The following is a 26,197-nucleotide window of genomic DNA, read 5'->3' on the forward strand; positions in this document are numbered from 1 at the left end:
CCGGGGAGGTCACCCACCCCGGCCATGGTAGTTTCGTTGTACGGACGCAGTCGTTGTATGCTGCTCCGGTTGCCCGATCTCATCGGGCCTTCCCCCTGGCACCGCCACTCAGATCCTAGATCTTGATCTCGGCATGCCGGGATCAACCGTAAGAGCATCTGAAGTCTTTGGAGTGACCCGTGGCTGCCAACTGCGACGTCTGTGGCAAGGGGCCGAGCTTCGGCAACAACATCTCGCACTCTCACCGCCGTACGTCCCGTCGCTGGAACCCGAACATCCAGCGCGTCCGTACCGTGATGGGCGGGACGCCGAAGCGCGTGAACGCTTGCACCTCTTGCATCAAGGCCGGCAAGGTTTCGCGCTGACGTTCTGCCAGCGCGCGGCCACTGCTGGTTCGCTGCTCAAAGCCGGTCCACCTCGCGGTGTACCGGCTTTTTGCTGTGCTCGGACGCGGGGACGGCCGGGGTCGCGCCCAGGCACGCGAGCGCGTGCGCACACGCTTACGTGCCCTGCGTGCCTGAGCTGCGGGCCGCTCTGAACCGCCACCCGTGATCCACCGGCCCGATCCCGCCCCCGAGGACGAATCCGGCCGCGATCGCCCCGGTGACGTACTCCTTCGCCGCCACGACCGCCTCCGGCACCGCCTCTCCCTTCGCGAGTTGCGAGGCGATCGCGCTCGCGAGCGTGCACCCCGTGCCGTGGGTGTGGCGGTTGTCGAGCCGGGGCGCGCGCAGCCAGAGCTCCTCGGAGCCGTCGGTGAGGAAGTCCACGGCGTCCCCGCGCAGGTGACCGCCCTTGATCAGCACCCAGGCGGGCCCGTACGACAGCACGGCCGCCGCCGCCCGCCGCATCCCGTCCTCCGACTCGACGTGTACGCCCGTCAGCTGGGCCACCTCGTCGAGGTTCGGCGTCGCCACCGTGGCCACGGGCAGCAGCTTGGTCCGTACGGAGTCCAGCGCGGACGAGGCGAGCAGGGAGTCGCCGTGCTTGGAGACACCGACCGGGTCGACGACGGCGGGCGCGTCGGTGCCGCCGATCAACTCGGCGACGGTCTCGGCGAGTCCGGCGGAGGAGAGCATGCCGGTCTTGACCGCCTGCACGCCGATGTCGTCCACCACACTGCGGTACTGGGCGCGCACCGCCTCCACCGGCAGCTCCCAGGCGCCCTGCACACCGAGGGAGTTCTGCGCGGTGACGGCGGTGAGCACACTCATGCCGTGCACGCCCAGCGCGAGCATGGTCTTCAGGTCGGCCTGGATCCCGGCCCCGCCACCGGAGTCGGAACCCGCGACCGTCAGCACCCGGGGCGGGGCGCTCACGACTCGATGTCCCCGAAGTGGTCCCAGCCGCCCTTGCTGGTCCACGGCGCTCCGTCGACCGTGACCTGAGGCAGCGCCGAGGGGTTGAGGACCTCGCCGATCACCTTCCACCGGGCGGGCAGCTTCACGTCGGCCGGGAAGGTCGCGACGATCGCGTGGTCCTCGCCGCCGGTGAGCACCCACTGGATCGGGTCGACGCCGACGGCCTGCCCGATGTCGTTCATCTGCGTGGGGATGTCGACGGCACCCGAGCGGACGTCGATGCGCACCTTGCTGGCCTCCGCGATGTGCCCGAGGTCGGCGATCAGCCCGTCGCTGACGTCCGTCATGGAGGTCGCGCCGAGTCCGGCGGCCGCGGGACCCGCGTGGTACGGCGGTTCCGGGCGCCGGTGGGCCTCGACGAAGGCACGCGGTGAGCGGAAGCCCCGGGAGAGCACGGCGTGCCCGGCCGCGGACCAGCCCAGCCAGCCCGTCACGGCCACCACGTCGCCGGGCTGGGCGCCGGCCCGGGTCACCGGCTCGTGGTTGCGCAGATCGCCGAGCGCGGTGATCGCCACGGTGATCGTGTCGCCGCGTACGACGTCGCCGCCGACCACGGCCGCTCCAGCGACCTGGCACTCGTCGCGGATGCCGTCCATCAGCTCGGAGGGCCAGGTGGCGGGCAGCTCGGCCGGCACGACCAGGCCGAGCAGCAGTGCGGTCGGCACGGCGCCCATGGCGGCGATGTCCGCGAGGTTCTGTGCGGCCGCCTTGCGCCCGACGTCGTACGCCGTGGACCAGTCGCGCCGGAAGTGCCGCCCCTCCAGGAGGATGTCAGTGCTGGCCACGACCCTGCGGTCGGGGGCGGCCACCACCGCGGCGTCGTCGCCCGGCCCGACGCGTACCGCCGGGGTGGTGGTGAGCCGTGAGGTGAGCTCTTTGATGAGCCCGAACTCCCCCAACTCGCCCACGGTTCCCTTCACCGAGTCTCACCTGTTCCCTTCGTGCCCATGAACCGAGTCGTCTCCTGCTGTTCCTGCGCCCGGTCGCGGGCGGTCCTTGACCTCGATACGGTCGAGTCGGCCGTCAACCAGCGCGGTCCGTGTACCCCAACGCGCAAGCCCCGCCCCCCGCGGGTCTCCCCGCGGTACGCGGCGACGCGATACCGTGGCGTTCCTTTTCCCCACATGATCCTCGTGGCCGCCCTGGAGGTTCCGTGGTACAGGCGTACATCCTGATCCAGACGGAGGTCGGCAAGGCGTCGACCGTCGCCGACACGATCAGCAAGATTTCGGGGGTGATCCAGGCCGAGGACGTGACAGGGCCGTACGACGTGATCGTGCGGGCCCAGGCCGACACGGTGGACGAGCTCGGCCGCCTGGTGGTCGCGAAGGTCCAGCAAGTGGACGGCATCACCCGTACCCTGACCTGCCCGGTCGTGCACCTGTAGCCCCCGTCTACCCTGGGCCGGTGGACTTCTTCCGTCACCGGCGTGCTTCTTTCATCGGGTCGCCCGCCCTCGTCCTGCTGATCGCTGCCACGGGCTGCTCCCCAGCAGACGACAACGCATCGGCCGCGGTTCCCAGTCCGGGCACGAAGGCCACCAAGCTGTGTCAGAACCTGGACAAGTCGTTGCCACGGAAGGTGGACGGCCTCGATCGGGAGGATCCCGAGCCCCGGTCAGCGCTGACCGCGGGCTGGGGAAGCCCGGCGATCATACTGCGCTGCGGTGTACGGCGGCCCGCCGAGATGCTCGACCCGAAGGCCTCCACGACCGTGGTGAACGGCGTGGCCTGGCTCGTGCAGGAGCGGGACAACGGTTCGTACGTCTTCACCACGGGCCTGCGCAGGGCCTACGTCGAGGTGCGGTTCAGCAAGGAGCAGGCCGGTAAGGGCGCCGGACCTCTCGTCGACTTCGCTGCGCCCATCAAGAAGGCGATCCCCGAGGGGATCGCCGACTGACGCGCCCCGAAGGCACGCGGGGAACCGAGCGGCCGGCCGCAGGCGGCCCGCGGACTCCGGACCGCGCAGACCGGCACAGCGCTACCGCAGGCCCGTCGGCCTGCGCAGCGCCGCCTGGATCAGGCGGTCCACCAGCTCCGGGTAGGACACTCCCGTCGCCTCCCACATCTTGGGGTACATGGAGATCGGCGTGAAGCCGGGCATCGTGTTGATCTCGTTGATCACGAACTCGCCGTCCTCGGTGAGGAAGAAGTCCGCGCGGACGAGACCTTCGCAGGAGGCGGCCTCGAAGGCGTCGACGGCGAGGCGCCGGACCTCGGCGCTCTGCTCGGGCGTCAGCGGGGCGGGCACGATGCCCGGGGTCGAGTCGATGTACTTCGCCTCGAAGTCGTAGTACGCGTGCGACTGCACCGGCGGGATCTCGGCCGGTACCGAGGCCCGGGGACCGTCCTCGAACTCCAGGACCCCGCACTCGATCTCGCGGCCGCGCAGCAGCGCCTCCACGAGGATCTTCGGGTCGTGGTGGCGGGCGGCCTCGATCGCCTCGTCGAGACCGGACAGGTCGTCGACCTTGGTGATGCCGATCGACGACCCCGCGCGCGCGGGCTTCACGAAGAGCGGCCAGCCGTGCTCCCCCGCGAAGTCGATGATCTTCTTCCGGGACGCCGACTCGTCCTGCTCCCACTCACGGGGACGGATCACCACGTACGGGCCGACCGGCAGCCCGAAGGAGGTGAACACCCGCTTCATGTACTCCTTGTCCTGGCCGACCGCCGAGGCGAGCACGCCGGACCCGACGTACGGGACGCCGGAGAGCTCCAGCAGGCCCTGGAGGGTGCCGTCCTCGCCGTACGGGCCGTGCAGCACCGGGAAGACGACGTCGACCTCGCCGAGCGCCTTGGGCACCGAACCGGGCTCGCTGTAGACCACTTCCCGGTTGGCGGGGTCGACGGGCAGGATCACGCCGCCCTCGTCCGACTCCGCGAGCTGCTCGACGTTCGGCTGGCGCCGGTCGACGATCGCCATCCGCTCCGGGTCGTCCGCGGTGAGCGCCCAGCGGCCGTCCTGAGTGATGCCGATCGGCAGTACGTCGTACTTCGTACGGTCGATGGCACGCAGGACCGCGCCGGCGGTGACCACGGAGATTCCGTGTTCGGAGCTGCGGCCGCCGAACACGACGGCCACGCGCGGCTTGCGGAGCTGCTGCTCGGTGTTCTGGGGGAGGTTCTCGGTGCTCATATCGGGTTGAGAGTACCCGTTGGTACGGGGCTGAGTCAGCGTCCGAGGGCCCCCGTCGCTGAGCGTCGCGCGGCCGGTCGCTCAGCGTCGCCCGGGCCCCGCTCAGCGCCGTTCGGGCTTGGCGCTGCGCGACATCATCTCCTTGAGGGCGACGACCGGCGGCTTGCCGTCGTGGACGATGTCGACGACGGTCTCCGTGATGGGCATGTCGACGCCGTGCCGGCGTCCCAAGTCCAGTACGGACTCACACGACTTGACGCCCTCGGCGGTCTGCTTGGTGACGGCGATGGTCTCCTGGAGGGTCATGCCTCTGCCGAGGTTGGTGCCGAAGGTGTGGTTGCGCGAGAGCGGCGAGGAGCAGGTCGCCACGAGGTCGCCGAGGCCCGCGAGCCCGGAGAAGGTCAGAGGGTCGGCGCCCATCGCGAGGCCGAGCCGGGTCGTCTCCGCCAACCCCCGTGTGATGAGGGACCCCTTGGCGTTGTCGCCGAGGCCCATGCCGTCCGCGATGCCGACGGCGAGACCGATGACGTTCTTGACGGCGCCGCCGAGTTCACAGCCGACCACGTCGGTGTTGGTGTACGGGCGGAAGTACGGGGTGTGGCAGGCGGCCTGAAGTCGCTGGGCCACGGCTTCGTCAGTGCACGCGACGACGGCGGCGGCCGGCATGCGGGCGGCGATCTCTCGGGCCAGGTTGGGGCCGGTGACCACGGCGATCCGGTCGGCGCCGACCTTGGCGACGTCCTCGATGACCTCGCTCATCCGCATCGCCGAACCGAGTTCGACGCCCTTCATGAGGGAGACGAGAACCGTGCCGGGAGCAAGAAGTGACGTCCACTGCGCCAGGTTCCCGCGCAGCGTCTGCGAAGGCACCGCCAGCACCGTGAAGTCGGCGTCGTGGGCGGCCTCGGCGGCGTCCGTGGTGGCCCGCAGGTTCTCCGGGAGTTCGATGCCCGGCAGGTAGTCGGGGTTCGTGTGCGTGGAGTTGACCGCTTCGGCGAGTCCGGCCCGCCGTCCCCACAGCGTCACGTCGCACCCGGCGTCGGCGAGGACCATGCCGAAGGCCGTTCCCCACGATCCGGTCCCGAAGACGGCCGCCTTGACGGGCTTGCCGGATGTCGTCACTTGCCGTGCCCCTTTTCGTGCTCTGTCCTGGTCATTTCCCGCACGCCGACGTCCCGCGCGGCCTGTTCCGGTTCCTCCTGCGCCGGCGTCCTGCTCCGCTGGTCGACGCGCACCTGACGCGGGTCGTACCGCGTCCCGGGCGCCTTCTCACCGCGGATCAGTTCGAGCTGCGCGGTGACCGCGGCCATGATGACCTCGGTCGCCTCCTTCAGGAGGTCGGGGGTCATCTCCTTGTCGTAGAAGCGCGACAGGTCCACGGGCGGGCCCGCGAGCACGCGGTGCGTCTTGCGCGGCAGGAGGTCGGGCTTCTTGGCGTACGGGGCCAGCAGCAGGTTGGCGCCCCACTGGGCCACCGGGATCACCGGGCACCTGGTCTGCAGCGCCACCCGCGCGGCACCCGTCTTGCCGACCATGGGCCACAGACCGGGGTCGCGGGTGAGAGTGGCCTCGGGATAGAACGCGACGCACTCCCCGCGCTCCACGGCGTCGATCGCGGCCCGGTAGGCGCTGAGCGCGTCGGTGCTCTCGCGGTACACCGGGATCTGCCCGGTGCCGCGCATGGCCGCCCCCACGAAACCGCTCTTGAAAAGCCCGCTCTTGGCCAGGAAACGCGGAACGCGGCCTGTGTTGTACTGAAAGTGCCCGTACGCGAACGGATCCGCATGTGAATTGTGGTTCACCGCGGTGATGAATCCGCCCTCGGCGGGAATGTTCTCGATTCCGCGCCAGTCCCGCTTGAGAAGAACCACCAGCGGCGGTTTGCAGAGGAACGCTGCGAAGCGGTACCAGAAGCCGATTCTGCGGCGGGACACGCGGTACACCTTCCTCTTGGGCCTGGGGGGCCGCACAAGTGTCGCCCCGGGCCGCCTGTCTGTCGAGAACACCGTACGCCCCGGCCTCGGGGCCGTTCCGGTGGCCGGGTGACAATGGGGCGCGACAGGAGAGGGACGGAGCGCTCGTGCAGTGGACCTTGGTCATACCCCTCAAAGCCCTTGCGCGGGCGAAGAGCAGGCTCTCGGACACGGCGGCCGACGGCCTTCGCCCGGGACTGGCCCTCGCCTTCGCGCAGGACACGGTGACCGCGGCTCTGGCCTGCCCCGGAGTCGGAGATGTGGCCGTAGTCACGGGTGACGTGCGGGCCGGGCGGGCGCTGGCCGCCCTGGGCGCCCGGATCGTCCCGGACGAACCCGGTGGCGGTCTGAACGCCGCACTGCGGCACGCGGCGGCAGCCGTACGCACCGCGAACCCCCACAGCCCGCTGGCCGCTCTGAACGCCGATCTGCCCGCCCTGCGCCCGCCGGAATTGGCGCGCGTCCTGTCCGGGGCCGCCGAATTCCCCCGCGCTTTCCTGCCGGACGCGGCCGGACTGGGAACAACTCTCCTGGCCGCATCCCCCGGCCGGGAATTGCTCCCCGCATTCGGTACGGATTCCCGCGCCCGCCACCGTGCCTCGGGCGCCGTGGAACTCCTCCTGCCGGGCGTGCCCTCCGTGCGCCAGGACGTGGACACGGGCGCGGACCTGCAAGCGGCACTGGCCCTGGGCGTGGGCCCGCGCACGGCGGCGGCCGTGGAGCGCCTCAAAGCGGCCTGAGCCGCCCGGCCCGCCGCGCACGCGCGCTTCCTCCGGGGGGGGGCGGGCCCGTTCCGGTGCACGGCTTGGCCGCCCGGCCGCCTCCGGCCCGCACATCACCCACCGGCCGCGAGGACCCCTCCTGCCGACGGACCGCATACCCTTCCCCCATGCAGGCGACCGCGTACACATACGACCCCGAGACCCGCACCGGCCAAGTGCTGCTGGACGACGGTACCCCCGTGCCCTTCGACGCCCCGGCGTTCGACAAGGGCGGCCTCAGACTGCTCCGTCCGGGTCAGCGCGTACGGATCGAGGTCGAGGGCGGGGACCGGCACCGCATCACCCTGGTGACTCTGCAGACCTTCTGAGAACGCCGCGGGCCGGGCTCCCCCGTGGGAGCCCGGCCCGGCGCGTGTGTGCCTCTGCACCCCTGCCTACCTGCGGGCGGTGGCCTTCTTGGCGGTGGTCTTGCGGGCCGCCGACTTCTTGGCCGGGGCCTTCTTCGCCGCCGCCTTCTTCGCGGGGGCCTTCTTCGCCGCCGCCTTCTTGGCGGTGGTCTTCTTGGCCGTGGTCTTCTTGGCAGCCGCCGAGGTCTTCTTGGCGGTCGTCTTCTTGGCCGTGGCCGTGGTCTTCTTCGCGGCCGGCGTCGTCTTCCTGGCCGTGGTCTTCTTGGCCGTGGCCGTGGTCTTCTTCGCGGCCGCGGTCGCCTTCCTGGCGGTGGTGGCCTTCTTCGCGGCGGCCTTCTTGACCGTGGCGGAGGAACCGCCGGTCAGGCTGCCCTTGGGGGCCTTCTTGACCGCGACGTCGTTCTTCGGGAGCTTCTTCGAACCGCTCACCAGGTCCTTGAAGCCCTGACCCGCACGGAAGCGGGGCACGGAGGTCTTCTTGACCCGAACGCGCTCCCCGGTCTGCGGGTTGCGGGCGTAACGGGCCGGACGGTCCACCTTCTCGAAGGATCCGAAGCCGGTGACCGAGACCCGGTCCCCGCCGACAACTGCACGGACGATGGCGTCCAGTACGGCGTCGACCGCGTCGGCGGCCTGCTGACGCCCGCCGACCTTGTCGGCAATCGCTTCTACGAGCTGCGCCTTGTTCACGTCTTCCCCTTCGGAGACATTGCCAGAACGAAAGTGTTCAAGCTTTTCGCACGTTAGGCAGATATATACCGCAAATCAAACACGAAACGGGCTAATCACCCTTGTGCCGCAACGAACTAGAGCTGGCGTGAAGTTCCTCAGCGTTCCTCTTCGGGGATTCGACCCTCGTCGAGGTCCACCGTGAACCGCTCCAGACGCCTTGTCGCATCGGCGAGATCGTGTTTGGCCACGGCCGTAATGACCAGCAGCTTCCGGGTCAGCGCCATTCGTACGCCCTCCGGGACTTGCAGTGCGCGCACCCTTGTGTGCGCTTCCTTGAGTTGGGACGCGACCGCCGCATAGAGCTCGAGTTGGCCGTCGTGTTCCATGCACAGATTGTGCCATCTGGGGCGAGTTGTCGCCTGCGCAGGGGGTAACTACCGCCTCCCGAGGGCCTCCTGCGCATCTCCCCACAAGGCTCTGCCGAGGTTCGGCTACCCCAGCAAGGTCCCTTGAAACAAGGGTAGTTGAGGCCAATCACAAAGGCCGGAACCCCCCTTCCGGCGGCAGACACAGATGTACCCCCAACCGTGCACGATTGGGGGTACAGAGGCCTGTTGTCCTGGCCGGAATCAGCCTTGCGGACCGGGGTCCGATCAGACCTGAACGGTCCGCGGCTTGTAGGAGGGCCTCTTGGCCTCGTACGCGGAGATGTCCGCCTCGTTCTGCAGGGTGATGGAGATGTCGTCCAGCCCGTTCAGCAGGCGCCAGCGGGCGTTCTCGTCGAGCTCGAAGGCGGCCGTGATGCCCTCGGCGCGCACCTCACGGGCCTCCAGGTCGACCGTGACCTCGGCCTCGGGGTCCTTCTCGGTGAGCTCCCACAGCGCGTCCACGATCTTCTGCTCCAGAACCACTGTGAGCAGGCCGTTCTTGAGAGAGTTGCCGCGGAAGATGTCCGCGAAGCGGGACGAGACGACGGCCTTGAAGCCGTAGTTCTGCAGGGCCCACACGGCGTGCTCGCGCGAGGAGCCCGTCCCGAAGTCGGGTCCGGCGACCAGGACCGTGGCGCCCGTGCGCTCGGGCTGGTTGAGGATGAAGGACGGATCCTTGCGCCAGGCCTCGAAGAGCCCGTCCTCGAAGCCGTCCCTGGTCACCTTCTTGAGCCAGTGGGCGGGGATGATCTGGTCGGTGTCGACGTTGCTGCGCCGCAGCGGGACCGCCCGGCCGGTGTGCTTGGTGAATGCTTCCATGACTCTCAGACTCCAGCGGGCGTACGAACGTCGGTGTCGGACAGGTCGGCGGGCGACGCCAGATGGCCCAGGACCGCCGTGGCCGCGGCGACCTGCGGCGACACCAGGTGCGTACGGCCGCCCTTGCCCTGCCTGCCCTCGAAGTTGCGGTTGGAGGTGGACGCGGAGCGCTCACCGGGTGCCAGCTGGTCGGGGTTCATGCCCAGACACATCGAGCAGCCCGCGTGCCGCCATTCGGCGCCGGCCTCCTTGAAGACCACGTCCAGACCCTCGGAAACGGCCTGCAGACCGACCCGCGCGGAGCCGGGGACCACCAGCATCCGTACGCCGTCGGCGACTTTGCGGCCCTCGACGATCGCCGCGGCGGCGCGCAGGTCCTCGATGCGGCCGTTGGTGCACGAACCTACGAAGACGGTGTCGACGTTGATGTCGCGCAGCGGCTGTCCGGCGGTCAAGCCCATGTATTCCAGGGCCTTTTCTGCGGCGTGGCGCTCCGATGCGTCTTCGTACGAAGCAGGGTCGGGGACCGCTGCCGAAAGCGGTGCGCCCTGGCCGGGGTTGGTGCCCCAGGTGACGAACGGCGCGAGGGAGGCGGCGTCGATGACGACCTCCGCGTCGAATTCCGCGTCCTCGTCCGACTTCATGGTCTTCCAGTACGCGACGGCGGCGTCCCAGTCCTCGCCCTCGGGAGCGTGGGCGCGGCCCTTGATGTACGCGAAGGTGGTCTCGTCGGGGGCGATCATGCCCGCGCGGGCGCCGGCCTCGATCGACATGTTGCAGATGGTCATCCGGGCCTCCATCGAGAGTTTCTCGATGGCGGAGCCGCGGTATTCCAGGATGTATCCCTGCCCGCCGCCCGTGCCGATCTTGGTGATGATCGCCAGGATCAGGTCCTTGGCCGTGACGTCCTCGGGCAGGTCGCCGTCGACCGTGATGGCCATGGTCCTGGGGCGGGCCAGCGGCAGCGTCTGGGTGGCCAGCACGTGCTCGACCTGCGAGGTGCCGATGCCGAACGCCAGCGCGCCGAAGGCACCGTGCGTGGAGGTGTGGGAGTCACCGCACACGACCGTGGTGCCGGGCTGGGTCAGGCCCAGCTGCGGTCCCACGACGTGGACGACACCCTGCTCGACGTCTCCCAGCGAGTGCAGGCGCACACCGAAGTCGGCGGCGTTCTTCCGCAGCGTCTCCAGCTGGACGCGCGAGACCGGGTCCGCGATGGGCTTGTCGATGTCGAGGGTGGGGGTGTTGTGATCCTCGGTCGCGATGGTGAGGTCGAGACGGCGCACGGGGCGCCCCGCCTGGCGGAGGCCGTCGAAGGCCTGGGGGCTGGTCACCTCGTGCAGCAGGTGCAGATCGATGAAGAGAAGGTCGGGCTCGCCCTCCGCGCGCCGGACGACGTGGTCGTCCCAGACCTTCTCCGCGAGTGTCCTACCCATCGCTTTCCCTCCGGCCGGCCTGTGTGGCGCCGGCCCAACTAGAGATCTCCTGTGCGGGACGCCGTCCGTTACCCCTCGTACCGGACGTCTTCCGCCGGGCCCGTTGGTCCGCGGGCCGCTGTACTACCAGAGTGGCGCGTTCCACGGAAAATTGAACTTGCGTTTCACAGAGTGAGACGCGAGTATCGTTTCATGGACAACAGTAGCGGCGTCGGCGTTCTGGACAAGGCAGCCCTTGTCCTGAGCGCACTGGAGTCCGGTCCGGCCACCCTCGCGGGCCTGGTCGCGGCGACCGGACTGGCACGGCCCACGGCACATCGCCTCGCCGTGGCACTTGAACACCACCGGATGGTGGCGCGCGACATGCAGGGTCGTTTCATTCTCGGCCCCCGGCTGGCCGAGCTGGCCGCGGCCGCGGGCGAGGACCGTCTCCTCGCGACGGCGGGTCCGGTGCTCACCCACCTCCGCGACATCACGGGCGAGAGCGCACAGCTGTACCGCCGCCAGGGCGACATGCGCATCTGTGTCGCCGCGGCGGAGCGCCTGTCGGGCCTCAGGGACACGGTCCCGGTCGGCTCGACGCTCACGATGAAGGCCGGCTCCTCGGCCCAGATCCTGATGGCCTGGGAGGAGCCGGAGCGTCTGCACCGCGGCCTCCAGGGCGCCCGCTTCACGGCGACGGCCCTGTCAGGGGTACGGCGCCGGGGCTGGGCCCAGTCGATCGGCGAGCGCGAGCCGGGCGTCGCGTCGGTCTCGGCGCCGGTGCGCGGCCCCTCGAACCGGGTGGTCGCCGCCGTCTCGGTCTCGGGACCGATCGAGCGTCTGACGCGCCACCCCGGCCGGATGCACGCCCAGGCGGTCATCGACGCGGCCGCGCGCCTGTCGGAGGCGCTGCGCCGGACAGGCTGACACCCGTCTCGACTCCCCGGCCGGTCGCTTCAACGCCGCAGCGAACGGCCGGAGTTGATGTCCTCATGGTGCGCAGCACGGAGCCGGCGGGCATCCGGCACGAAAAAAGCCCTCCCCTGGTGGGGAGGGCTTCTTCTGTGAGTACCCCCGACCGGATTCGAACCGGCGCTACCGCCTTGAGAGGGCGGCGTGCTAGGCCGCTACACAACGGGGGCCTGAGATCACGAATGATCCTGCTGGGCTACCAGGACTCGAACCTAGAACAACGGAACCAGAAACCGTCGTGTTGCCAATTACACCATAGCCCAATGGTGGTCTAGACCACCTTGTACCCCCGACCGGATTCGAACCGGCGCTACCGCCTTGAGAGGGCGGCGTGCTAGGCCGCTACACAACGGGGGCCCTAGCGATCCTGCATGAGAGTCAGCGGGTGCGACCCGAACTGTCCCCCTGGGAAGGATCTGTACCCCCGACCGGATTCGAACCGGCGCTACCGCCTTGAGAGGGCGGCGTGCTAGGCCGCTACACAACGGGGGCCTTGCAGAGCTGGTCTCTGCGATGCAGATAAGCTCTGCGAGCTGGCCTACCAGGACTCGAACCTAGACTAACGGAACCAGAAACCGTCGTGCTGCCAATTACACCATAGGCCACTGAAACTCAACCCCCGTGGGGATTTTGTTTTAGCTTGCGCCTCCGACCTGTGGCCTTTCGGCCCGCACTCCGGCGGCGCAGGAAGAACATTACCCGAAGGTGGACGGCGCTCCAAAACGGGTATCGGGCCGGAGGATCCCGGGGAGTTCGGCCAGCGAGGCGATCCGGCGCAGGCGGGCGAGCCGATCCGTCGGAAGGCCCGGTGCGGGGTCCGGACCGGGGGCCGTGACGGCACTCACGCCCGTGCGGTCGATCCACACCGAGAAGAGCCCGGCGTCGGCGGCGCCCCGCCCGTCGATCTCCGGATGGTCCCCGACGTACGCGACCTCGTGCGGCGGCAGGGCCAGGGCCTCGCAGGCCGCGTGGAACGCCTCGGCGGCGGGTTTGGAGACGCCGAGTTCGGCCGCGCAGAGCACCGACTCGAAGCGTTCCCGTACGCCGAGGACGCGCAGTTTGTGGTCCTGGACGCGGAGGCTGGAGTTGGAGAGCACCGCGTGGCGGTGGCTGCCCGCCAGGAGGTCGAGGACGGGCAGGACGTCCGGGAACAGCGCCCAGGCCGCCTCGTAGTGACTCAGGTACCGAGCGAACCAGCCCTCCGCGTCCCTGTCGGTCAGGGGCTGGTCCAGGAACGCCCGCACCCGGTCCCGGCGGCCGCTCTCCCAGTCTCCCTCCCCCGCCGCGAAACTCGCCCACTGCAGGTCGGTGAGCTCGCGCCAGCGGCCGAGGGCCTCCTCGACGGACGCGTACCTGTCGAGCAGGCCCTCGGCCGCCAAATGTCCGCGCATGCCGGCGCGGTCGGCAGTGGTGTAGTCGAAGATCGTGTCGTCGACGTCCCACACCACGGCTCTGATCGTCATGCTCCGACGGTAGCCAAAAGGTCCGTCCGTGTCCGTCGCCTCAACGGATCACTTCGCCCGTCCCGGCACCCTTTTCCCGCGACGCCTTCCCCGGAACGCGGTGCACGCGCGCGTCCTGTGCGCTCAGAGTGTCCGGGATTCTTGCGGGAAGCGGGATTCGGGCCGGACCGTGCTCCGGCGGCCGGCCCGGGCATGCGGAAGGGGCGGCGTCCGCTTCGGACGCCGCCCCTTCGCGTGTTCCCGCGCGATGCCTACGCGGTCAGCTTCGCCAGAGCGGCGTCGATGCGCCGCAGCGACTTCTCCTTGCCCAGGATCTCCAGGGACTCGAAGAGGGGCAGGCCGATCGTGCGGCCGGTGACGGCGACGCGGACCGGCGCCTGGGCCTTGCCGAGCTTGAGGCCGTGGGCCTCTCCGGCGGCCAGCACGGCTTCCTTGAGGGACTCGGCGGACGTCCAGTCGGCGGCGTCGAGCTTCTCGCGGGCCGTACGGAGCAGCGCGTCGCTGCCCTCCTTCATGGCCTTCGTCCAGGACGCCTCGTCGAAGGCCGGCTCCGGCAGGAACAGGAAGTCGACGTTGTCGGTGATCTCGGAGAGGACCTTGAGGCGGGTCTGGGCGTGCGGGGCGATCGCGTCCCACTTGGCCACGTCGAAGTCCTCCGGCGCCCAGGGCGCGAAGGGGGCCCGCAGCCACGGGGCGCAGCGCTCGGCGAACTCCTTCACGTCGAGCAGCCGGATGTGGTCGGCGTTGATGGCCTCGGCCTTCTTGAGGTCGAAGCGGGCCGGGTTGGGGTTCACGTCCGAGACGTCGAAGGCGGCGACCATCTCCTCGACGGTGAAGATGTCGCGGTCCGCGGAGAGCGACCAGCCGAGGAGCGACAGGTAGTTCAGCAGGCCCTCCGGGAGGAAGCCGCGCTCCCGGTAGAGGTTCAGCGAGGACTCCGGGTCGCGCTTGGAGAGCTTCTTGTTGCCCTCACCCATCACGTACGGGAGGTGACCGAAGGCCGGGGTCTCCTTGGCGATGCCCAGCTCGGTCAGCGCCTTGTAGAGGGCGATCTGACGCGGGGTGGAGGAGAGGAGATCCTCGCCGCGCAGGACGTGGGTGATCTCCATCAGGGCGTCGTCGACCGGGTTGACCAGCGTGTAGAGGGGCGCGCCGTTGGCTCGCACGATCCCGTAGTCCGGCACGTTCTCCGGGAGGTACGTGATCTCGCCGCGGACCAGGTCCGTGAAGGTGATCGGCTCGTCGGGCATGCGGAAACGGACGATGGGGGCGCGGCCCTCGGCCTCGTACGCGCTCTTCTGCTCGGCGGTCAGCTCGCGGCAGTGGCCGTCGTAGCCGGACGGCTTGCCGGCGGCGCGGGCGGCGTCTCGGCGGGCGTCCAGCTCCGGCGTCGAGCAGTAGCAGTGGTACGCGCGCCCGGCGTCCAGGAGCTTGCCGGCGACGTCCTTGTAGAGGTCCATGCGCTGCGACTGGCGGTACGGCGCGTGGGGGCCGCCGATCTCGGGGCCCTCGTCCCAGTCGAAGCCCAGCCAGCGCAGCGAGTCCAGGAGCTGCTCGTACGACTCCTCGGAGTCGCGGGCCGCGTCGGTGTCCTCGATGCGGAAGACGAACGTGCCGCCGGTGTGGCGGGCGTACGCCCAGTTGAACAGGGCCGTGCGGACCAGACCCACATGGGGGTTGCCGGTCGGGGACGGACAGAAACGTACGCGGACGTTCGCGTTAGCCACGCTTGATCACCTTGTTGGTGAGAGTGCCGATGCCTTCGATGGTGACGGCGACCTCGTCGCCGACACTGAGCGGGCCGACCCCTGCCGGGGTGCCCGTGAGGATGACGTCGCCGGGGAGCAGCGTCATGGCCTCGGTGATGTTGACGATCAGATCCTCGATGGAGTGGATCATCTCGCTGGTGCGGCCCAGCTGGCGCTGTTGGCCGTTGACCGTGCACATGATGGTCAGGTCGGACGGGTCGAGGTCCGTCTCCACCCAGGGGCCGAGCGGGCAGGAGGAGTCGAAGCCCTTGGCCCGGGCCCACTGCTTCTCGCGCTTCTGGACGTCGCGTGCGGTGACGTCGTTGGCGCAGGTGTAGCCGAGGATGACGTCCTTGACACGCTCGCGCGGGACCTCGCGGCACATACGGCCGATGACGACGGCCAGCTCGGCCTCGTGGTGCACCTCGTTCGAGAAGGAGGGGTACGCGATCTCGTCGCCGGGGCCGATCACCGAGGTGGACGGCTTGAAGAAGGCGAACGGAGTGTCGGGCACCTCGTTGCCCAGCTCCCTGGCGTGCTCCGCGTAGTTGCGGCCGAATGCCACGACCTTGTTGGGGAGCACGGGCGGCAGGAGCCGGACCTTGCTCAGCGGAACCTTCGTGCCGGAGAGCTCGAAGTCCGTGAACGGATGGCCCTTGATGATGTCGAGCACGAGCCCGTCGGTCGATCCAGGAGGGCTCTCGCCCTCGACCGCACCGAACGCGACGTTGCCGTCGATGGAGAACCTGGCGATGCGCACGGGATCCTTGCGCCCCTCACTGAGCTGGCCGGAGTCTGACGCTCCAGGCTAACGCGGCAAGGGGCGGCCCTCTCGCGCATCGGGACCGGGGCCCGTGGGAGGCTTACTCCGCGATCGCCGCCGCGACCGGGACGTCCATCAGGATCGTGCGCCGGGGGTTGGCGGTCTGCGCGGGGAGCTCGGTGAACTCGACGGGCTGCTCCTGCCGCTCCGGCATACGCAGCTCTTCGGCGTCCTCGAGATGCGCCAGCGTGGTGCGTCGCGGGTTGGCTATGTTGAGGAACATCGTCGTCGTCTTCATCTGGGGTTACGGGCCCTGTTCGGTAGGGCGCCCTGGCGGGTTCAAGAACCCTCACGCAGGCGCAGGTTGTCGGATTTGCCATCCCTGTAAAGCGTCAGGCTAAACATGCGCTTCCCTGTCGAAGCCGTGAAGACGCCGTGATCGTCGTGTGAGTTTCCTCACTTACTAGCAGGCAAACCGGTCAATCCGGGCCCCCAAGCGCCCGTACCAAAACGGGCTTTTCGCCACGGAAGACATCATTCCGCTCCTGATCATGGCGACTGGGACACCGCTTACCCGTGAGGGACTCGTCCGCATGTGCCCCTTATGGATGAGGTCTCGCTCTACGTCTCGTGACTCCGCCCTCACAACGTGTCACGGTGGTCACAGCATGACCCATGGGCCTTGTTGGAGATCCGGCACTGTGCTGGAATTCCTCGGACCGCCGCAGGAACGAACCGGCGCGCAAGGGCGCAACGCAGCGCCGAGTGGCGGCGGAAAGGGGAAACCTGCGCCGGTCACTCACGACCACCATGGGAGCGCATTCAGGGCGCTTCCAAGACGCCGACACCGTCTCGCCGTTCACGCGGAGAGGCGCCTGGTCCAGAGGTTGCGACGCTAGTGCAGGGACGTTTCAAGAGGGATGGCAGCGCTTCGGCGGAGCCGGAGCCGCAAGGCGGGACTGGCTCCAGGGCAGTCGGCTCCTCGCCCCAGCACGCCCAGAACCCGGGACCGGCGCAGGCCGGTGACAGTGGCTCCTCGCGCCCCGGCGCGCCCAAGGGCGCCCAGGGCAAGGGCGGCCCGAACGGGGCGAGCGGTGCTCCCGGCACCTCGTCCTCCGCGCCACCGAAGCCCAAGGCTCCCAGTGGGCCCGGTTCGCGAATAGCCCTGCGCAACTGGCGCATCTCCACGCGTCTGGTCTCGCTGCTCGCGCTGCCCGTGGTCGCCGCCACCTCGCTGGGCGCGCTGCGCATCAGCGACACCATGGACGAGATCCAGCAGCTCGAGAACATGAAGCTGCTGACCGACATGACCAAGCAGGCGACCGAGCTCGCCGCGGCGCTCCAGGAGGAGCGCGACAAGTCGGCCGGCCCGCTCGCCAACGGCACCAAGGCCACCGACGTCTCGATCAAGGGCCTCCGCGACAAGACGGACCGTGCGCGTGCCGCCTTCATGGAGGGCACCCACGAGCTCGACGACGCGGACAACAACGAGAACCTCGACGGTGTCCGGGACAACGTGGTGGCCATCGCCACCCAGCTGAACACCCTCAGCGGCATCCGCAACAACGCCTTCCAGGACGAGAAGAACGCCTCCCAGACGGTCGAGGCGTACCACCGGCTCATCGAGCAGCTGCTCGGCCTCTCCCAGGACATGGCCGAGGCGACCAGCAACCCGGAGATGATCCAGCGCACGCGTGCCCTGGCGGCCTTCTCCACCGCCAAGGAGTACGCGTCCATCCAGCGCGCGATCATCGCCGCGGCCCTGCCTGCCACGGACAAGACGACCGGCGAGCTCTCGCCGAACGACCGGCAGTACGGCCTCTCCGCCTTCGAGAACCAGCGTTTCGAGCTCACCAGCTTCGCGAGCATCTACGAGGGCAACGCGGCCCAGATCACCAAGCCCCTCGACGAGCCGAGCCCGACCATCAAGGACGCGGACGGCTACCTGGGGCGTGTGCTCCAGCGCAACAACGGTCTCCAGCTGCAGGCCAAGCGCTCGTACCTGGACTGGGTCGACGCCGACTCCTCCAAGATCCTGGAGATGTCGAAGATCGAGCTCACGCTCCTCGACCAGATGGAGCAGAAGGCCCGCGAGCTGCGCAACGAGGCCGAGCAGGAAGCGATCATCTCCGGTGCGCTGATCCTGCTGGTGCTCGGTGTCTCGCTGGTCGGCGCGTTCGTCGTGGCCCGCTCGATGATCCGCTCGCTGCGCCGCCTGCAGGACACCGCGACGAAGGTCGCCCAGGACCGTCTGCCCGAGCTGGTCAAGCAGCTCTCCGAGTCGGACCCGCAGGACGTCGACACGTCCGTCGAGTCGGTCGGTGTGCACTCCAAGGACGAGATCGGCCAGGTGGCCGCGGCCTTCGACGACGTGCACCGCGAGGCCGTACGACTGGCCGCCGAGCAGGCCCTGCTGCGGGGCAACGTCAACGCGATGTTCACCAACCTCTCGCGTCGCTCCCAGGGCCTCATCCAGCGTCAGCTCTCGCTCATCTCCGAGCTGGAGTCCCGCGAGGCCGACCCTGACCAGCTGTCCTCGCTGTTCAAGCTCGACCACCTCGCGACCCGCATGCGCCGTAACGGCGAGAACCTCCTCGTCCTCGCCGGTGAGGAGCCCGGCCGCCGCTGGACCCGTCCGGTCCCGCTGGTCGACGTGCTCCGTGCCGCCGCCTCCGAGGTGGAGCAGTACGAGCGCATCGAGCTCTCCTCGGTTCCGACCACCGAGGTCGCCGGCCGTGTGGTCAACGACCTCGTGCACCTGCTCGCCGAGCTGCTGGAGAACGCCACCTCGTTCTCCTCCCCGCAGACCAAGGTCAAGGTCACCGGTCACGCGCTGCCCGACGGCCGCGTACTGATCGAGATCCACGACACCGGCATCGGCCTCTCGCCCGAGGACCTCGCGGCCATCAACGAGCGGCTCGCCTCGCCGCCCACCGTGGACGTCTCCGTCTCCCGCCGCATGGGTCTGTTCGTGGTCGGCCGTCTGTCGCAGCGGCACGGCATCCGCATCCAGCTGCGCCCGTCCGACTCCGGCGGCACGACCGCACTGGTCATGCTCCCCGTCGACGTCGCCCAGGGCGGCAAGAAGGTTCCGGGCAACAAGCAGGGCCAGGGTGCCCCCGGCGTCGGCGGTCCGGCGGCGGCGCAGGCCGCGGCCGGTGTCGCGGCGGCCCGCCGGGGCGGTGCCGGAAGCGGTCCCGCGCTCGGTGGTGGCGCTCCGCAGGGCAACGGCGGCCGGCTGAACTCCGGCCCGCAGCGTGGACAGGTCGGTTCCGGTACGGGACCGCGGGCCGCGCTGCCCAGGCCCGACGCGGGCGGTCGTCCGGGTGGGCCGGGTGCGCCCGGTGGGCCGCGCAACCCGCAGGCTCCGCAGCCCCCGCAGGGCAGGCCGGCCTCCGCCGGTGCCCCGCAGGGCCTCCAGTCGGCGGGCACGGGCGGACCGCAGGCCTTCAACGACTTCAGCAACGACTCCGGGCGGCAGGACGCGTTCGGTGGCGGGCGCCAGGACACGATGGGCGGCAACCGCGGCCCCGTGCCTCCGCAGCCCCAGCAGCGGCCGGCCGGCAACGGCGAGCAGGGCCGTCGGCCCCAGCAGCAGTCGCCGCAGCTGCCGCCCCGTGGCGGTCCGCGCGCCGAGCTGCCGGGCGGCAACCCGCAGCCGCGCGTGCCCAGCTGGAGCGACGACAACGCGCAGCCGCCGGTGCCGCGTTCCGCGCCGGACGCCCCGCGCGGCCACGACGAGCCGGACGCCACCTCGCAGCTGCCGCGCATCAACGACCGGCCGGGCGGACCCGCGTCCACCTCGGGGTTCCAGCGGCCCGAGCACGACGCCCAGCGCCCCGGCGCGGGTGCGCAGCAGGGCAGCGGGCAGTTCGTCCGCCCGGACGTGTTCGGCACGCCGAATCCTTCCGGCACGGGGCAGGCCCCGCCGGCGGGCGGCCAGTACAACCGTCAGGACCCCGCAGCCACCGGCCAGTTCGCCGCGTCCGGCTACGACAGTGGTTCCAACGGTCAGTACGCGGCGCCGCGCCAGGATGCTCAACAGGACACCGGTCAGTTCCCGGCGCAGGGCTACGGCGAGCGTCAGGGCGGTGGCACCGGGCAGTTCGAGCGGCCCGCCAACGGCAACGGCAGCCGGCCCCCGCAGGCCCGCCGACGCCCCGAACTCCCCCAGGAGTCGGACGGCAGGGGCGCCGCACAGCGGCCCGACGAGGGGCGGAGCCCTTCGGACGGCTGGGAGCTGCCGCCGGCGACGGGTCCCGGTGACGGGCGCACGCCGCTGTACGACACCCTGGAGACCAACTGGTTCAACCAGGCTCAGGGCGGCGACGGCGCCCCGAGCGAGCAGGCACCGCAGCAGCCCGTACAGGCTCCCGCGGCACCGCAGCGTCCGGCGCCCGCCGGCGCTTCCGCCTCCTGGCGGAGCACCCCCAATGACGAACTCGGCCGTCAGGCCGAGCGGGTACGCCAGCCCTCCGCGGGTGGCGTGACCGTCTCGGGTCTGCCGCGCCGGGTTCCCCGCGCGAACCTCGTCGCCGGGACGGCTCAGCAGCAACAGCACCAAACCGGTCCGCAGGTCTCGCGTGCGCCTGATGACGTACGCGGCCGGCTGACCAACCTTCGTAGGGGCATCCAGCAGGGTCGCCAGGCCGGTACCGGCCAGACCGGAAGCTTCCCCAGCCCCACTCACCAGCAGGAGCGTTAGTTGAGCCAGATGAGCCAGGCGGCACAGAACCTCAACTGGTTGATCACCAACTTCGTTGACAACACCCCCGGGGTGTCCCACACCGTCGTCGTATCCGCCGACGGACTCCTTCTGGCGATGTCCGAGGGCTTTCCGCGCGACCGCGCCGACCAGCTCGCGGCCGTCGCCTCCGGACTCACGTCCCTGACCGCCGGCGCCTCCCGGATCTTCGAGGGCGGCACGGTGGCCCAGACCGTCGTCGAGATGGAACGGGGTTTCCTGTTCCTGATGTCCGTGTCCGACGGTTCGTCCCTCGCGGTCCTCTCCCACCCCGACTGCGACATCGGCCTCGTCGGGTACGAGATGGCTCTGCTCGTGGACCGTGCGGGCGCTGTGCTCACACCGGATCTGCGCGCCGAGCTCCAGGGCAGCCTGCTCCACTAGTAAGGCATTACCGAATGTAGGAAAACCCGTCCGGCCGCCCTCCCCCCACCGGCCCCGTCAGACGGCACGACTGACCGACTTGCTGTCCCGCCCGGAGGACTTACATGACCCCGCCCACCGCCTCTCATGATCCGTACGCTCACACGTACGAGGATGAGGGCGACCAGCCGCTGGTACGTCCGTACGCGATGACCGGCGGCCGGACCCGGCCGCGCTACCAGCTCGCCATCGAGGCACTGATCAGCACCACGGCCGACCCGGCAGCGCTCATGGGACTGCTCCCTGAGCACCAGCGGATCTGCCACCTCTGCCGTGAAGTGAAGTCGGTGGCCGAAGTGTCGGCCCTGCTGTCCATGCCCCTGGGCGTGGCACGGATTCTCGTCGCGGACCTCGCGGAGGCCGGACTTGTCGCGATCCACCAGCCGGGTGGCGACGAGGGCAACGGCGGCGCCCCGGACGTGACACTGCTCGAAAGGGTGCTCAGTGGACTTCGCAAGCTCTGACGGAGGGCGGGCGACCACCTCCGCGAAGATCGTGGTGGCGGGTGGTTTCGGCGTCGGCAAGACCACATTCGTGGGTGCCGTCTCGGAGATCAACCCGCTGCGCACCGAGGCCGTGATGACGTCCGCTTCGGCGGGCATCGACGACCTCACCCACACCGGGGACAAGACCACCACGACGGTGGCCATGGACTTCGGCCGTATCACCCTGGACCAGGACCTGATCCTGTACCTGTTCGGCACCCCCGGCCAGGACCGCTTCTGGTTCATGTGGGACGACCTGGTGCGCGGCGCGATCGGCGCCGTCGTCCTGGTCGACACCCGGCGTCTCGCCGACTGCTTCCCCGCGGTCGACTACTTCGAGAACAGCGGCCTGCCGTTCGTCATCGCCCTCAACGGCTTCGACGGACATCAGCCCTACACCCCCGAAGAGGTCCGCGAGGCGCTGCAGATCGGGCCCGACGCCCCGATCATCACGACGGACGCCCGGCACCGTTCGGACGCCAAGAGCGCGCTGATCACGCTGGTCGAGCACGCCCTGATGGCCCGTCTTCGGTAGGACTCGTCCGGAGGGCCATGTCCTGTCATTCAAGTCGGCAACGCCATACGGAAGTTGTCGTAGACGCATTGGAGCCGGCTGTGTCGTTTGACACGGTCGGCCTCGGTGTTCATAACGTTTCGACAGAGATATCGGGTGGTACCGCCACGCGTCGCGGTCGTCTGATGCCGCTGTGCTCACAAAAGCCCCGCCTTTTGGCGGGGCTCGTTCTTTATGACCGTTTTATCTAGGGCTTACGTCACTCGGAATCTTCAGTTCCGAGTGTTTGGACCAGCACACACTGACGTGCTGGAATGCCAGAACTGCCCAGTAGTAAGGGCCGAAAGACACACGCGGCACGACGAAGGTGCCGAGCCGAGAGGTTGTTGGTCGAGTGAGGCGAAGCAAGAACGGTCCCGAGCCGTCGGCACGGGGCAACTTCACCCCGCCGCCGCGCGGAGCGGCACCCGCACATGTGCCCGGCTCGGAGCCGACGGCCCCACCCGCTCCCAGCGGCGGCCGTCTCTCTCCGCGCAACTGGCGTGTACCGACCAGACTGAACGCGATTCTGCTCATACCCGTGATCGTCGGGCTCGTCATGGGCGGCTTCCAGGTGAAGAGCTCCATCGACACCTGGCGGGAGGCTCAGGACGCGGAGAAGGTCGCCAAGATCGTCGACGCCGCCGGGCAGTACGCCGAGGCGCTCCTCAACGAGCGGGACATCTCCGCCCAGCCACTGCTGGAGGGCGACCGGGACAGCGCCACGGTCAAGCAGGCGCGCACCCTGACGGACCAGAAGGCCAAGGCCTTCCACCAGGAAGTCGTCGGCATGCCGGCCGGCCAGGGCCTTGAGCGCCGGCTGAAGCTGGTGGAGGACGCCGAGCCCACGCTGGGCCAGCTGCGCAAGACCGCCTACACCACCGCGATGGACCCGACGAAGACCGAAGAGGGCTACGTCACCGTCGAGCACCTCCTGGCGGAGTTCTCGAACGAGCTGGGACTCGGCACCGGCAACATCACGAGCTACGGCCGCACCGTGTACGCCATCACCCTGGCCAAGGGTGCCCAGTCCCTGCAGCGCTCGATCGGCATGCACCTCCTGGTGAAGCCCGCCTCGAACGACAAGGTCTTCAAGCAGCAGGTCACCGCGTTCACGTCGTACGCGTACCTGGAGAACATCGCCATCCAGGAGTACGTCTCCGGTGGCACGGAGGCGGACGCCGCACGTCTCAAGCAGGCGATGGCCGAGAAGGAGGCCGAGGGCAAGCAGCTGGCCGCCGCGGCGAAGAGCAAGACCGAGGCCGCCGGCGGCACCTACAAGGCCCCGCCCTCCATGACCGGCATGATCCAGGCCATCGGCAGTGGCACCTCGCCGACCGACCTGGCTCAGCAGGGCATCACGCCCGAAACCTGGATGGCGGCCTCCACCCTCAAGTTCGACGGTTACGGCGAGGTCGAGAAGGAGCTCATCAACCGGGCGGTCGACGAAGCGGGCCAGATCGCCACCGACGCCCAGCGCGACGCGTTCATCAACGGCGCGATCGTCATCGTCGCCCTGCTCGCCGCGTTCATCATCGCCGGGCTCATGGCCCGCCAGATGAGCCGCTCGATGCGCCAGCTGCGCAACGCGGCCTTCGGTGTCGCCGAGCAGCGCCTGCCGATGCTGGTCGACCAGCTCTCGCGCACCGACCCGGGCCGGGTGGACACCCGTGTCCAGCCCATCCCGATCACCACCACGGACGAGATCGGCGAGGTCGCCCGCGCCTTCGACCAGGTCCACCGTGAGGCCGTGCGGCTCGCCGCCGAACAGGCCATGCTGCGGGGCAACATCAACGCGATCTTCACCAACCTCTCGCGCCGCAACCAGTCGCTGATCGAGGGCCAGCTGACCCTCATCACCGAGCTGGAGAACAACGAGGCCGACCCGGACCAGCTGGAGAACCTCTTCCGCCTGGACCACCTCGCGACCCGTATGCGCCGCAACGGCGAGAACCTCCTGGTCCTCGCGGGCGAGGAGCCGGGCCGCCGCTGGGACCAGCCGGTCCCGCTGGTCGACGTGCTGCGCGCCGCCTCCTCCGAGGTGGAGCAGTACGAGCGCGTCGAGCTCTCCGGCGTCCCGGAGGCCGAGATCCACGGCCGTGCCGTGACCGACCTCGTGCACCTGCTCGCCGAGCTCCTGGAGAACGCCACCACGTTCTCCTCCCCGCAGACCAAGGTCCGCGTCACGGCGACCCGGCTGCCGGACGGCCGCATCATGGTCGAGATCCACGACAAGGGCATCGGCCTCACCGCCGAGGACTTCGCGGACATCAACCACAAGCTGGCCAACCCGCCGACCGTGGACGCCGCGATCTCCCAGCGCATGGGTCTGTTCGTGGTCGGGCGGCTGTCCGACCGGCACGGCATCCGTGTCCAGCTGCGCCCCTCGGGCGAGCAGGCCGGCACGACCTCCCTGGTCATGCTCCCCGACGCGATCACCCACGGTGGCGGCGGCGAGCACCAGCAGCGCGACGACTTCACGGTGTCGCAGATCATCCCGGAGCACGAGCAGCAGGCGTTCCAGGGCGAGCAGTTCCAGAGCGGTCAGCCCTCACTGCGCACGGCCGCCGAGCTGGGCTTCGACGACAGCCGCTACACCGAGGTCCCGGACGACATACGCGAGCTGGACCCGGTGGGCCGCTCCCTGATGCGTGAGGAGCGCCGCGCGGCCCTGGAGGCCCAGGCGCACGACGGTCCCGAGGGCGAGACCCCGTCCTTCCCGGACGGCTTCGCCCCGCAGCAGGGCTACGACAACGGCGGGCAGGGCTACGAGAACGGCGCAGCGGCGTTCGACAACGGCGCTGCCGCGTTCGACAGCAGCCCTGCCGCGTACACCGAGGCACCCTCGTACGACCAGCAGACGCCGTACGAGGAGCAGCAGCAGACGTCGTACGACGAGACGTACTTCCCGGCGAACGGCGGGTATCCGGAACCCTCCTACGCGGAGCCGGCCCAGGAGGAGCACCAGCCGGCCCACGCCCCCGCGCGGGAGACGTTCTCGGCCTTCGAGGAGCAGCCCTACCGGGACGACTGGCCGCAGCAGGAGACGTACCAGAACGGCTACGGCGCCGAGTACGCCCCCGAAGCGGAATCCCCGCAGGCCGCTGACGTGGCCGAGCAGGACCGCGTAGGCTTCGACTCTCCGGGACCGGCCCCCTCCAACGCCCACGAGCTGACCGACGCCGGGCTTCCGCGCCGCGGATCCACCGACGCCGGGCTCCCCCGCCGCGGATCCACCGCGGTCGGCGGCCAGCAGTCCGTGGGCCAGGAGTCGCCGGCACCCTTCGGCGGCAACGACAGCAACGGAAGTGGCAGCAACGGCTCCGGCAAGGGCGACTGGCGGTCGAACAACGACCAGATGTGGCAGCGTGCCGAGCAGCTGAAGAAGCCGAAGGCGGGCGGGGTCACCTCCTCGGGCCTGCCACGGCGGGTACCCAAGGCCAATCTGGTCGAGGGCACCGCTGAATCGACCCCACAGGGCGGCCCTTCGGTCTCCCGCGCTCCCGAGGACGTCCGGGGCAGGCTGAGCAACCTGCGCCGGGGCGTGCAGCGGGGACGTAATGCAGGCAGCGATACGAACGGTCAGGGCTTCGGCTCTGACAGCACCTACAACCAGGAGCGTTAGTGTGAGCCCGATGAGCCAGGCGGCACAGAACCTGAACTGGTTGATCACCAACTTCGTGGACAACACCCCCGGGGTGTCCCACACGGTGGTGGTCTCCGCCGACGGACTCCTTCTGGCGATGTCCGACGGGTTCCCGCGTGACCGTGCCGACCAGCTGGCGGCCGTCGCGTCGGGCCTTACCTCCCTGACCGCGGGCGCGTCCCGCATCTTCGAGGGCGGGAGCGTGAACCAGACGGTTGTGGAGATGGAGCGGGGATTCCTCTTCCTCATGTCCATTTCCGACGGTTCGTCGCTCGCCGTTCTCGCACATCCGGAAGCGGACATCGGTCTCGTTGGGTACGAGATGGCCCTTCTGGTGGACCGAGCCGGTACGGTCCTCACGCCGGATCTGCGTGCGGAGCTCCAGGGGAGCCTTCTCAACTAGCAGACAAGCGATGCATTTTGGCGTCCCGTGGCCGTAAGGTTTCGGGACGGCTCCACAGT

The 26,197-nt window shown here is 69.6% G+C and carries 25 protein-coding genes and 5 tRNA genes; 12 read left to right on the top strand and 18 right to left on the bottom strand.

The features are described from left to right. Positions 1–179: 179 nt before the first annotated feature. Positions 180–365: a 50S ribosomal protein L28 gene (gene rpmB, locus O1Q96_RS36165; protein ID WP_079164833.1), complete on the top strand. Its 186-nt coding sequence runs from the start codon at positions 180–182 to the stop codon at positions 363–365. A 135-nt stretch (positions 366–500) separates the two neighbouring features. Here rpmB and thiD read toward each other — a convergent pair whose 3' ends face one another. Further along, positions 501–1,319: a bifunctional hydroxymethylpyrimidine kinase/phosphomethylpyrimidine kinase gene (gene thiD, locus O1Q96_RS36170; RefSeq protein ID WP_269252151.1), complete on the bottom strand. Its 819-nt coding sequence runs from the start codon at positions 1,317–1,319 to the stop codon at positions 501–503. Beyond that, positions 1,316–2,281 (bottom strand): thiamine-phosphate kinase, encoded by a 966-nt coding sequence (locus O1Q96_RS36175; protein ID WP_217452543.1) that lies wholly within the window; start codon positions 2,279–2,281, stop codon positions 1,316–1,318. The genes thiD and O1Q96_RS36175 overlap by 4 nt, the downstream gene beginning before the upstream one ends. Positions 2,282–2,514: 233 nt before the next feature. Here O1Q96_RS36175 and O1Q96_RS36180 point away from each other — a divergent pair, with 233 nt between their 5' ends. Together O1Q96_RS36180 and O1Q96_RS36185 are read left to right on the top strand one after the other, a co-directional pair. Further along, entirely contained in the window at positions 2,515–2,748 is a 234-nt protein-coding gene (locus O1Q96_RS36180) for an Lrp/AsnC family transcriptional regulator (protein WP_217452544.1), read from the top strand. A 20-nt stretch (positions 2,749–2,768) separates the two neighbouring features. Beyond that, positions 2,769–3,260: a DUF3515 domain-containing protein gene (locus O1Q96_RS36185; protein WP_269252152.1), complete on the top strand. Its 492-nt coding sequence runs from the start codon at positions 2,769–2,771 to the stop codon at positions 3,258–3,260. A gap of 81 nt (positions 3,261–3,341) precedes the next feature. On the opposite strand, the gene O1Q96_RS36190 is transcribed toward O1Q96_RS36185, so the two are convergent. From O1Q96_RS36190 to O1Q96_RS36200, 3 genes are all read right to left on the bottom strand, one after another. Next, the gene (locus O1Q96_RS36190; RefSeq protein ID WP_269252153.1) at positions 3,342–4,499 is read right to left on the bottom strand and encodes a D-alanine--D-alanine ligase family protein; all 1,158 of its coding nucleotides are present in this window, start codon (positions 4,497–4,499) and stop codon (positions 3,342–3,344) included. A 102-nt stretch (positions 4,500–4,601) separates the two neighbouring features. Next, positions 4,602–5,552, bottom strand: coding sequence for an NAD(P)H-dependent glycerol-3-phosphate dehydrogenase (locus O1Q96_RS36195; protein ID WP_419587084.1), 951 nt, complete (start codon positions 5,550–5,552; stop codon positions 4,602–4,604). A gap of 65 nt (positions 5,553–5,617) precedes the next feature. Further along, positions 5,618–6,433 carry a lysophospholipid acyltransferase family protein gene (locus O1Q96_RS36200; RefSeq protein WP_269252155.1) on the bottom strand — a complete coding sequence of 272 codons (816 nt, stop codon included), beginning with the start codon at positions 6,431–6,433 and terminating at the stop codon, positions 5,618–5,620. A 146-nt stretch (positions 6,434–6,579) separates the two neighbouring features. Here O1Q96_RS36200 and cofC point away from each other — a divergent pair, with 146 nt between their 5' ends. Beyond that, entirely contained in the window at positions 6,580–7,212 is a 633-nt protein-coding gene (cofC, locus tag O1Q96_RS36205) for a 2-phospho-L-lactate guanylyltransferase (protein ID WP_269252156.1), read from the top strand. Positions 7,213–7,361: 149 nt separating this feature from the next. Next, on the top strand, positions 7,362–7,562 hold the full coding sequence (locus tag O1Q96_RS36210) for a hypothetical protein (protein WP_269252157.1): 201 nt from the start codon (positions 7,362–7,364) through the stop codon (positions 7,560–7,562). 66 nt (positions 7,563–7,628) lie between these two features. Here O1Q96_RS36210 and O1Q96_RS36215 read toward each other — a convergent pair whose 3' ends face one another. The 4 genes from O1Q96_RS36215 to leuC all read right to left on the bottom strand — a co-directional run bounded on the left by O1Q96_RS36215 (position 7,629) and on the right by leuC (position 10,956). After that, a complete protein-coding gene (locus O1Q96_RS36215; protein WP_269252158.1) occupies positions 7,629–8,291 on the bottom strand; it encodes an HU family DNA-binding protein in 663 nt (220 codons plus the stop codon). Positions 8,292–8,428: 137 nt separating this feature from the next. Continuing rightward, positions 8,429–8,659, bottom strand: a complete 231-nt coding sequence (locus O1Q96_RS36220; protein WP_269252159.1) for an SCO5555 family protein — start codon at positions 8,657–8,659, stop codon at positions 8,429–8,431. A 267-nt stretch (positions 8,660–8,926) separates the two neighbouring features. Beyond that, on the bottom strand, positions 8,927–9,520 hold the full coding sequence (gene leuD, locus O1Q96_RS36225) for a 3-isopropylmalate dehydratase small subunit (protein ID WP_217452553.1): 594 nt from the start codon (positions 9,518–9,520) through the stop codon (positions 8,927–8,929). Between the two features lie 5 nt (positions 9,521–9,525). Further along, positions 9,526–10,956: a 3-isopropylmalate dehydratase large subunit gene (gene leuC, locus O1Q96_RS36230; RefSeq protein ID WP_269252160.1), complete on the bottom strand. Its 1,431-nt coding sequence runs from the start codon at positions 10,954–10,956 to the stop codon at positions 9,526–9,528. 192 nt (positions 10,957–11,148) lie between these two features. Here leuC and ndgR point away from each other — a divergent pair, with 192 nt between their 5' ends. Further along, complete coding sequence (gene ndgR / locus O1Q96_RS36235) at positions 11,149–11,865, top strand: IclR family transcriptional regulator NdgR (protein WP_007384919.1); 717 nt, start codon at positions 11,149–11,151, stop codon at positions 11,863–11,865. A gap of 142 nt (positions 11,866–12,007) precedes the next feature. Here ndgR and O1Q96_RS36240 read toward each other — a convergent pair. The 9 genes from O1Q96_RS36240 to O1Q96_RS36280 form a co-directional block, all read right to left on the bottom strand. Further along, positions 12,008–12,080: transfer RNA gene (locus O1Q96_RS36240), tRNA-Glu, on the bottom strand. Positions 12,081–12,101: 21 nt separating this feature from the next. Further along, positions 12,102–12,173, bottom strand: a tRNA-Gln gene (locus O1Q96_RS36245). Between the two features lie 21 nt (positions 12,174–12,194). Next, positions 12,195–12,267: transfer RNA gene (locus O1Q96_RS36250), tRNA-Glu, on the bottom strand. A gap of 62 nt (positions 12,268–12,329) precedes the next feature. Next, positions 12,330–12,402, bottom strand: a tRNA-Glu gene (locus tag O1Q96_RS36255). A gap of 41 nt (positions 12,403–12,443) precedes the next feature. Further along, positions 12,444–12,515, bottom strand: a tRNA-Gln gene (locus tag O1Q96_RS36260). A 90-nt stretch (positions 12,516–12,605) separates the two neighbouring features. Beyond that, the gene (locus O1Q96_RS36265) at positions 12,606–13,373 is read right to left on the bottom strand and encodes an HAD family hydrolase (protein WP_269252161.1); all 768 of its coding nucleotides are present in this window, start codon (positions 13,371–13,373) and stop codon (positions 12,606–12,608) included. A gap of 251 nt (positions 13,374–13,624) precedes the next feature. Continuing rightward, positions 13,625–15,100 carry a glutamate--tRNA ligase gene (gene gltX / locus O1Q96_RS36270; protein WP_269252162.1) on the bottom strand — a complete coding sequence of 492 codons (1,476 nt, stop codon included), beginning with the start codon at positions 15,098–15,100 and terminating at the stop codon, positions 13,625–13,627. Continuing rightward, positions 15,093–15,881, bottom strand: coding sequence for a fumarylacetoacetate hydrolase family protein (locus O1Q96_RS36275; protein ID WP_269252163.1), 789 nt, complete (start codon positions 15,879–15,881; stop codon positions 15,093–15,095). The genes gltX and O1Q96_RS36275 overlap by 8 nt, the downstream gene beginning before the upstream one ends. Positions 15,882–15,984: 103 nt before the next feature. Continuing rightward, positions 15,985–16,182: a hypothetical protein gene (locus tag O1Q96_RS36280; protein WP_269252164.1), complete on the bottom strand. Its 198-nt coding sequence runs from the start codon at positions 16,180–16,182 to the stop codon at positions 15,985–15,987. 600 nt (positions 16,183–16,782) lie between these two features. Between O1Q96_RS36280 and O1Q96_RS36285 the strand changes: the two genes are divergently transcribed. The 6 genes from O1Q96_RS36285 (at position 16,783) to O1Q96_RS36310 (ending at position 26,138) form a co-directional block, all read left to right on the top strand. Next, the gene (locus tag O1Q96_RS36285; protein WP_269252165.1) at positions 16,783–20,589 is read left to right on the top strand and encodes a sensor histidine kinase; all 3,807 of its coding nucleotides are present in this window, start codon (positions 16,783–16,785) and stop codon (positions 20,587–20,589) included. A 9-nt stretch (positions 20,590–20,598) separates the two neighbouring features. Then, positions 20,599–21,012, top strand: a complete 414-nt coding sequence (locus O1Q96_RS36290; RefSeq protein ID WP_044471908.1) for a roadblock/LC7 domain-containing protein — start codon at positions 20,599–20,601, stop codon at positions 21,010–21,012. 104 nt (positions 21,013–21,116) lie between these two features. After that, the gene (locus O1Q96_RS36295; RefSeq protein ID WP_217452560.1) at positions 21,117–21,515 is read left to right on the top strand and encodes a DUF742 domain-containing protein; all 399 of its coding nucleotides are present in this window, start codon (positions 21,117–21,119) and stop codon (positions 21,513–21,515) included. After that, a complete protein-coding gene (locus O1Q96_RS36300; RefSeq protein WP_055520027.1) occupies positions 21,496–22,071 on the top strand; it encodes a GTP-binding protein in 576 nt (191 codons plus the stop codon). The genes O1Q96_RS36295 and O1Q96_RS36300 overlap by 20 nt, the downstream gene beginning before the upstream one ends. A 373-nt stretch (positions 22,072–22,444) precedes the next feature. Next, positions 22,445–25,714 carry a sensor histidine kinase gene (locus tag O1Q96_RS36305; RefSeq protein ID WP_269252166.1) on the top strand — a complete coding sequence of 1,090 codons (3,270 nt, stop codon included), beginning with the start codon at positions 22,445–22,447 and terminating at the stop codon, positions 25,712–25,714. Positions 25,715–25,724: 10 nt separating this feature from the next. Further along, the gene (locus tag O1Q96_RS36310; RefSeq protein WP_055614026.1) at positions 25,725–26,138 is read left to right on the top strand and encodes a roadblock/LC7 domain-containing protein; all 414 of its coding nucleotides are present in this window, start codon (positions 25,725–25,727) and stop codon (positions 26,136–26,138) included. Positions 26,139–26,197 lie beyond the last annotated feature (59 nt).

Source organism: Streptomyces aurantiacus (assembly GCF_027107535.1).
GTDB lineage: Bacteria > Actinomycetota > Actinomycetes > Streptomycetales > Streptomycetaceae > Streptomyces.

What these genes read in the sequence shown, in the direction of transcription:
- O1Q96_RS36295 (WP_217452560.1), top strand. Translation starts at nt 21,117, where the DNA reads ATGACCCCGCCCACCGCCTCTCATGATCCGTACGCTCACACGTACGAG.
- ndgR (WP_007384919.1), top strand. Translation starts at nt 11,149, where the DNA reads ATGGACAACAGTAGCGGCGTCGGCGTTCTGGACAAGGCAGCCCTTGTC.
- O1Q96_RS36195 (WP_419587084.1), bottom strand. Translation starts at nt 5,552, where the DNA reads ATGGTCCTCGCCGACGCCGGGTGCGACGTGACGCTGTGGGGACGGCGG.
- O1Q96_RS36310 (WP_055614026.1), top strand. Translation starts at nt 25,725, where the DNA reads ATGAGCCAGGCGGCACAGAACCTGAACTGGTTGATCACCAACTTCGTG.
- leuC (WP_269252160.1), bottom strand. Translation starts at nt 10,956, where the DNA reads ATGGGTAGGACACTCGCGGAGAAGGTCTGGGACGACCACGTCGTCCGG.
- O1Q96_RS36220 (WP_269252159.1), bottom strand. Translation starts at nt 8,659, where the DNA reads ATGGAACACGACGGCCAACTCGAGCTCTATGCGGCGGTCGCGTCCCAA.
- O1Q96_RS36265 (WP_269252161.1), bottom strand. Translation starts at nt 13,373, where the DNA reads ATGACGATCAGAGCCGTGGTGTGGGACGTCGACGACACGATCTTCGAC.
- O1Q96_RS36290 (WP_044471908.1), top strand. Translation starts at nt 20,599, where the DNA reads ATGAGCCAGGCGGCACAGAACCTCAACTGGTTGATCACCAACTTCGTT.
- O1Q96_RS36190 (WP_269252153.1), bottom strand. Translation starts at nt 4,499, where the DNA reads ATGAGCACCGAGAACCTCCCCCAGAACACCGAGCAGCAGCTCCGCAAG.
- O1Q96_RS36210 (WP_269252157.1), top strand. Translation starts at nt 7,362, where the DNA reads ATGCAGGCGACCGCGTACACATACGACCCCGAGACCCGCACCGGCCAA.
- O1Q96_RS36280 (WP_269252164.1), bottom strand. Translation starts at nt 16,182, where the DNA reads ATGAAGACGACGACGATGTTCCTCAACATAGCCAACCCGCGACGCACC.
- leuD (WP_217452553.1), bottom strand. Translation starts at nt 9,520, where the DNA reads ATGGAAGCATTCACCAAGCACACCGGCCGGGCGGTCCCGCTGCGGCGC.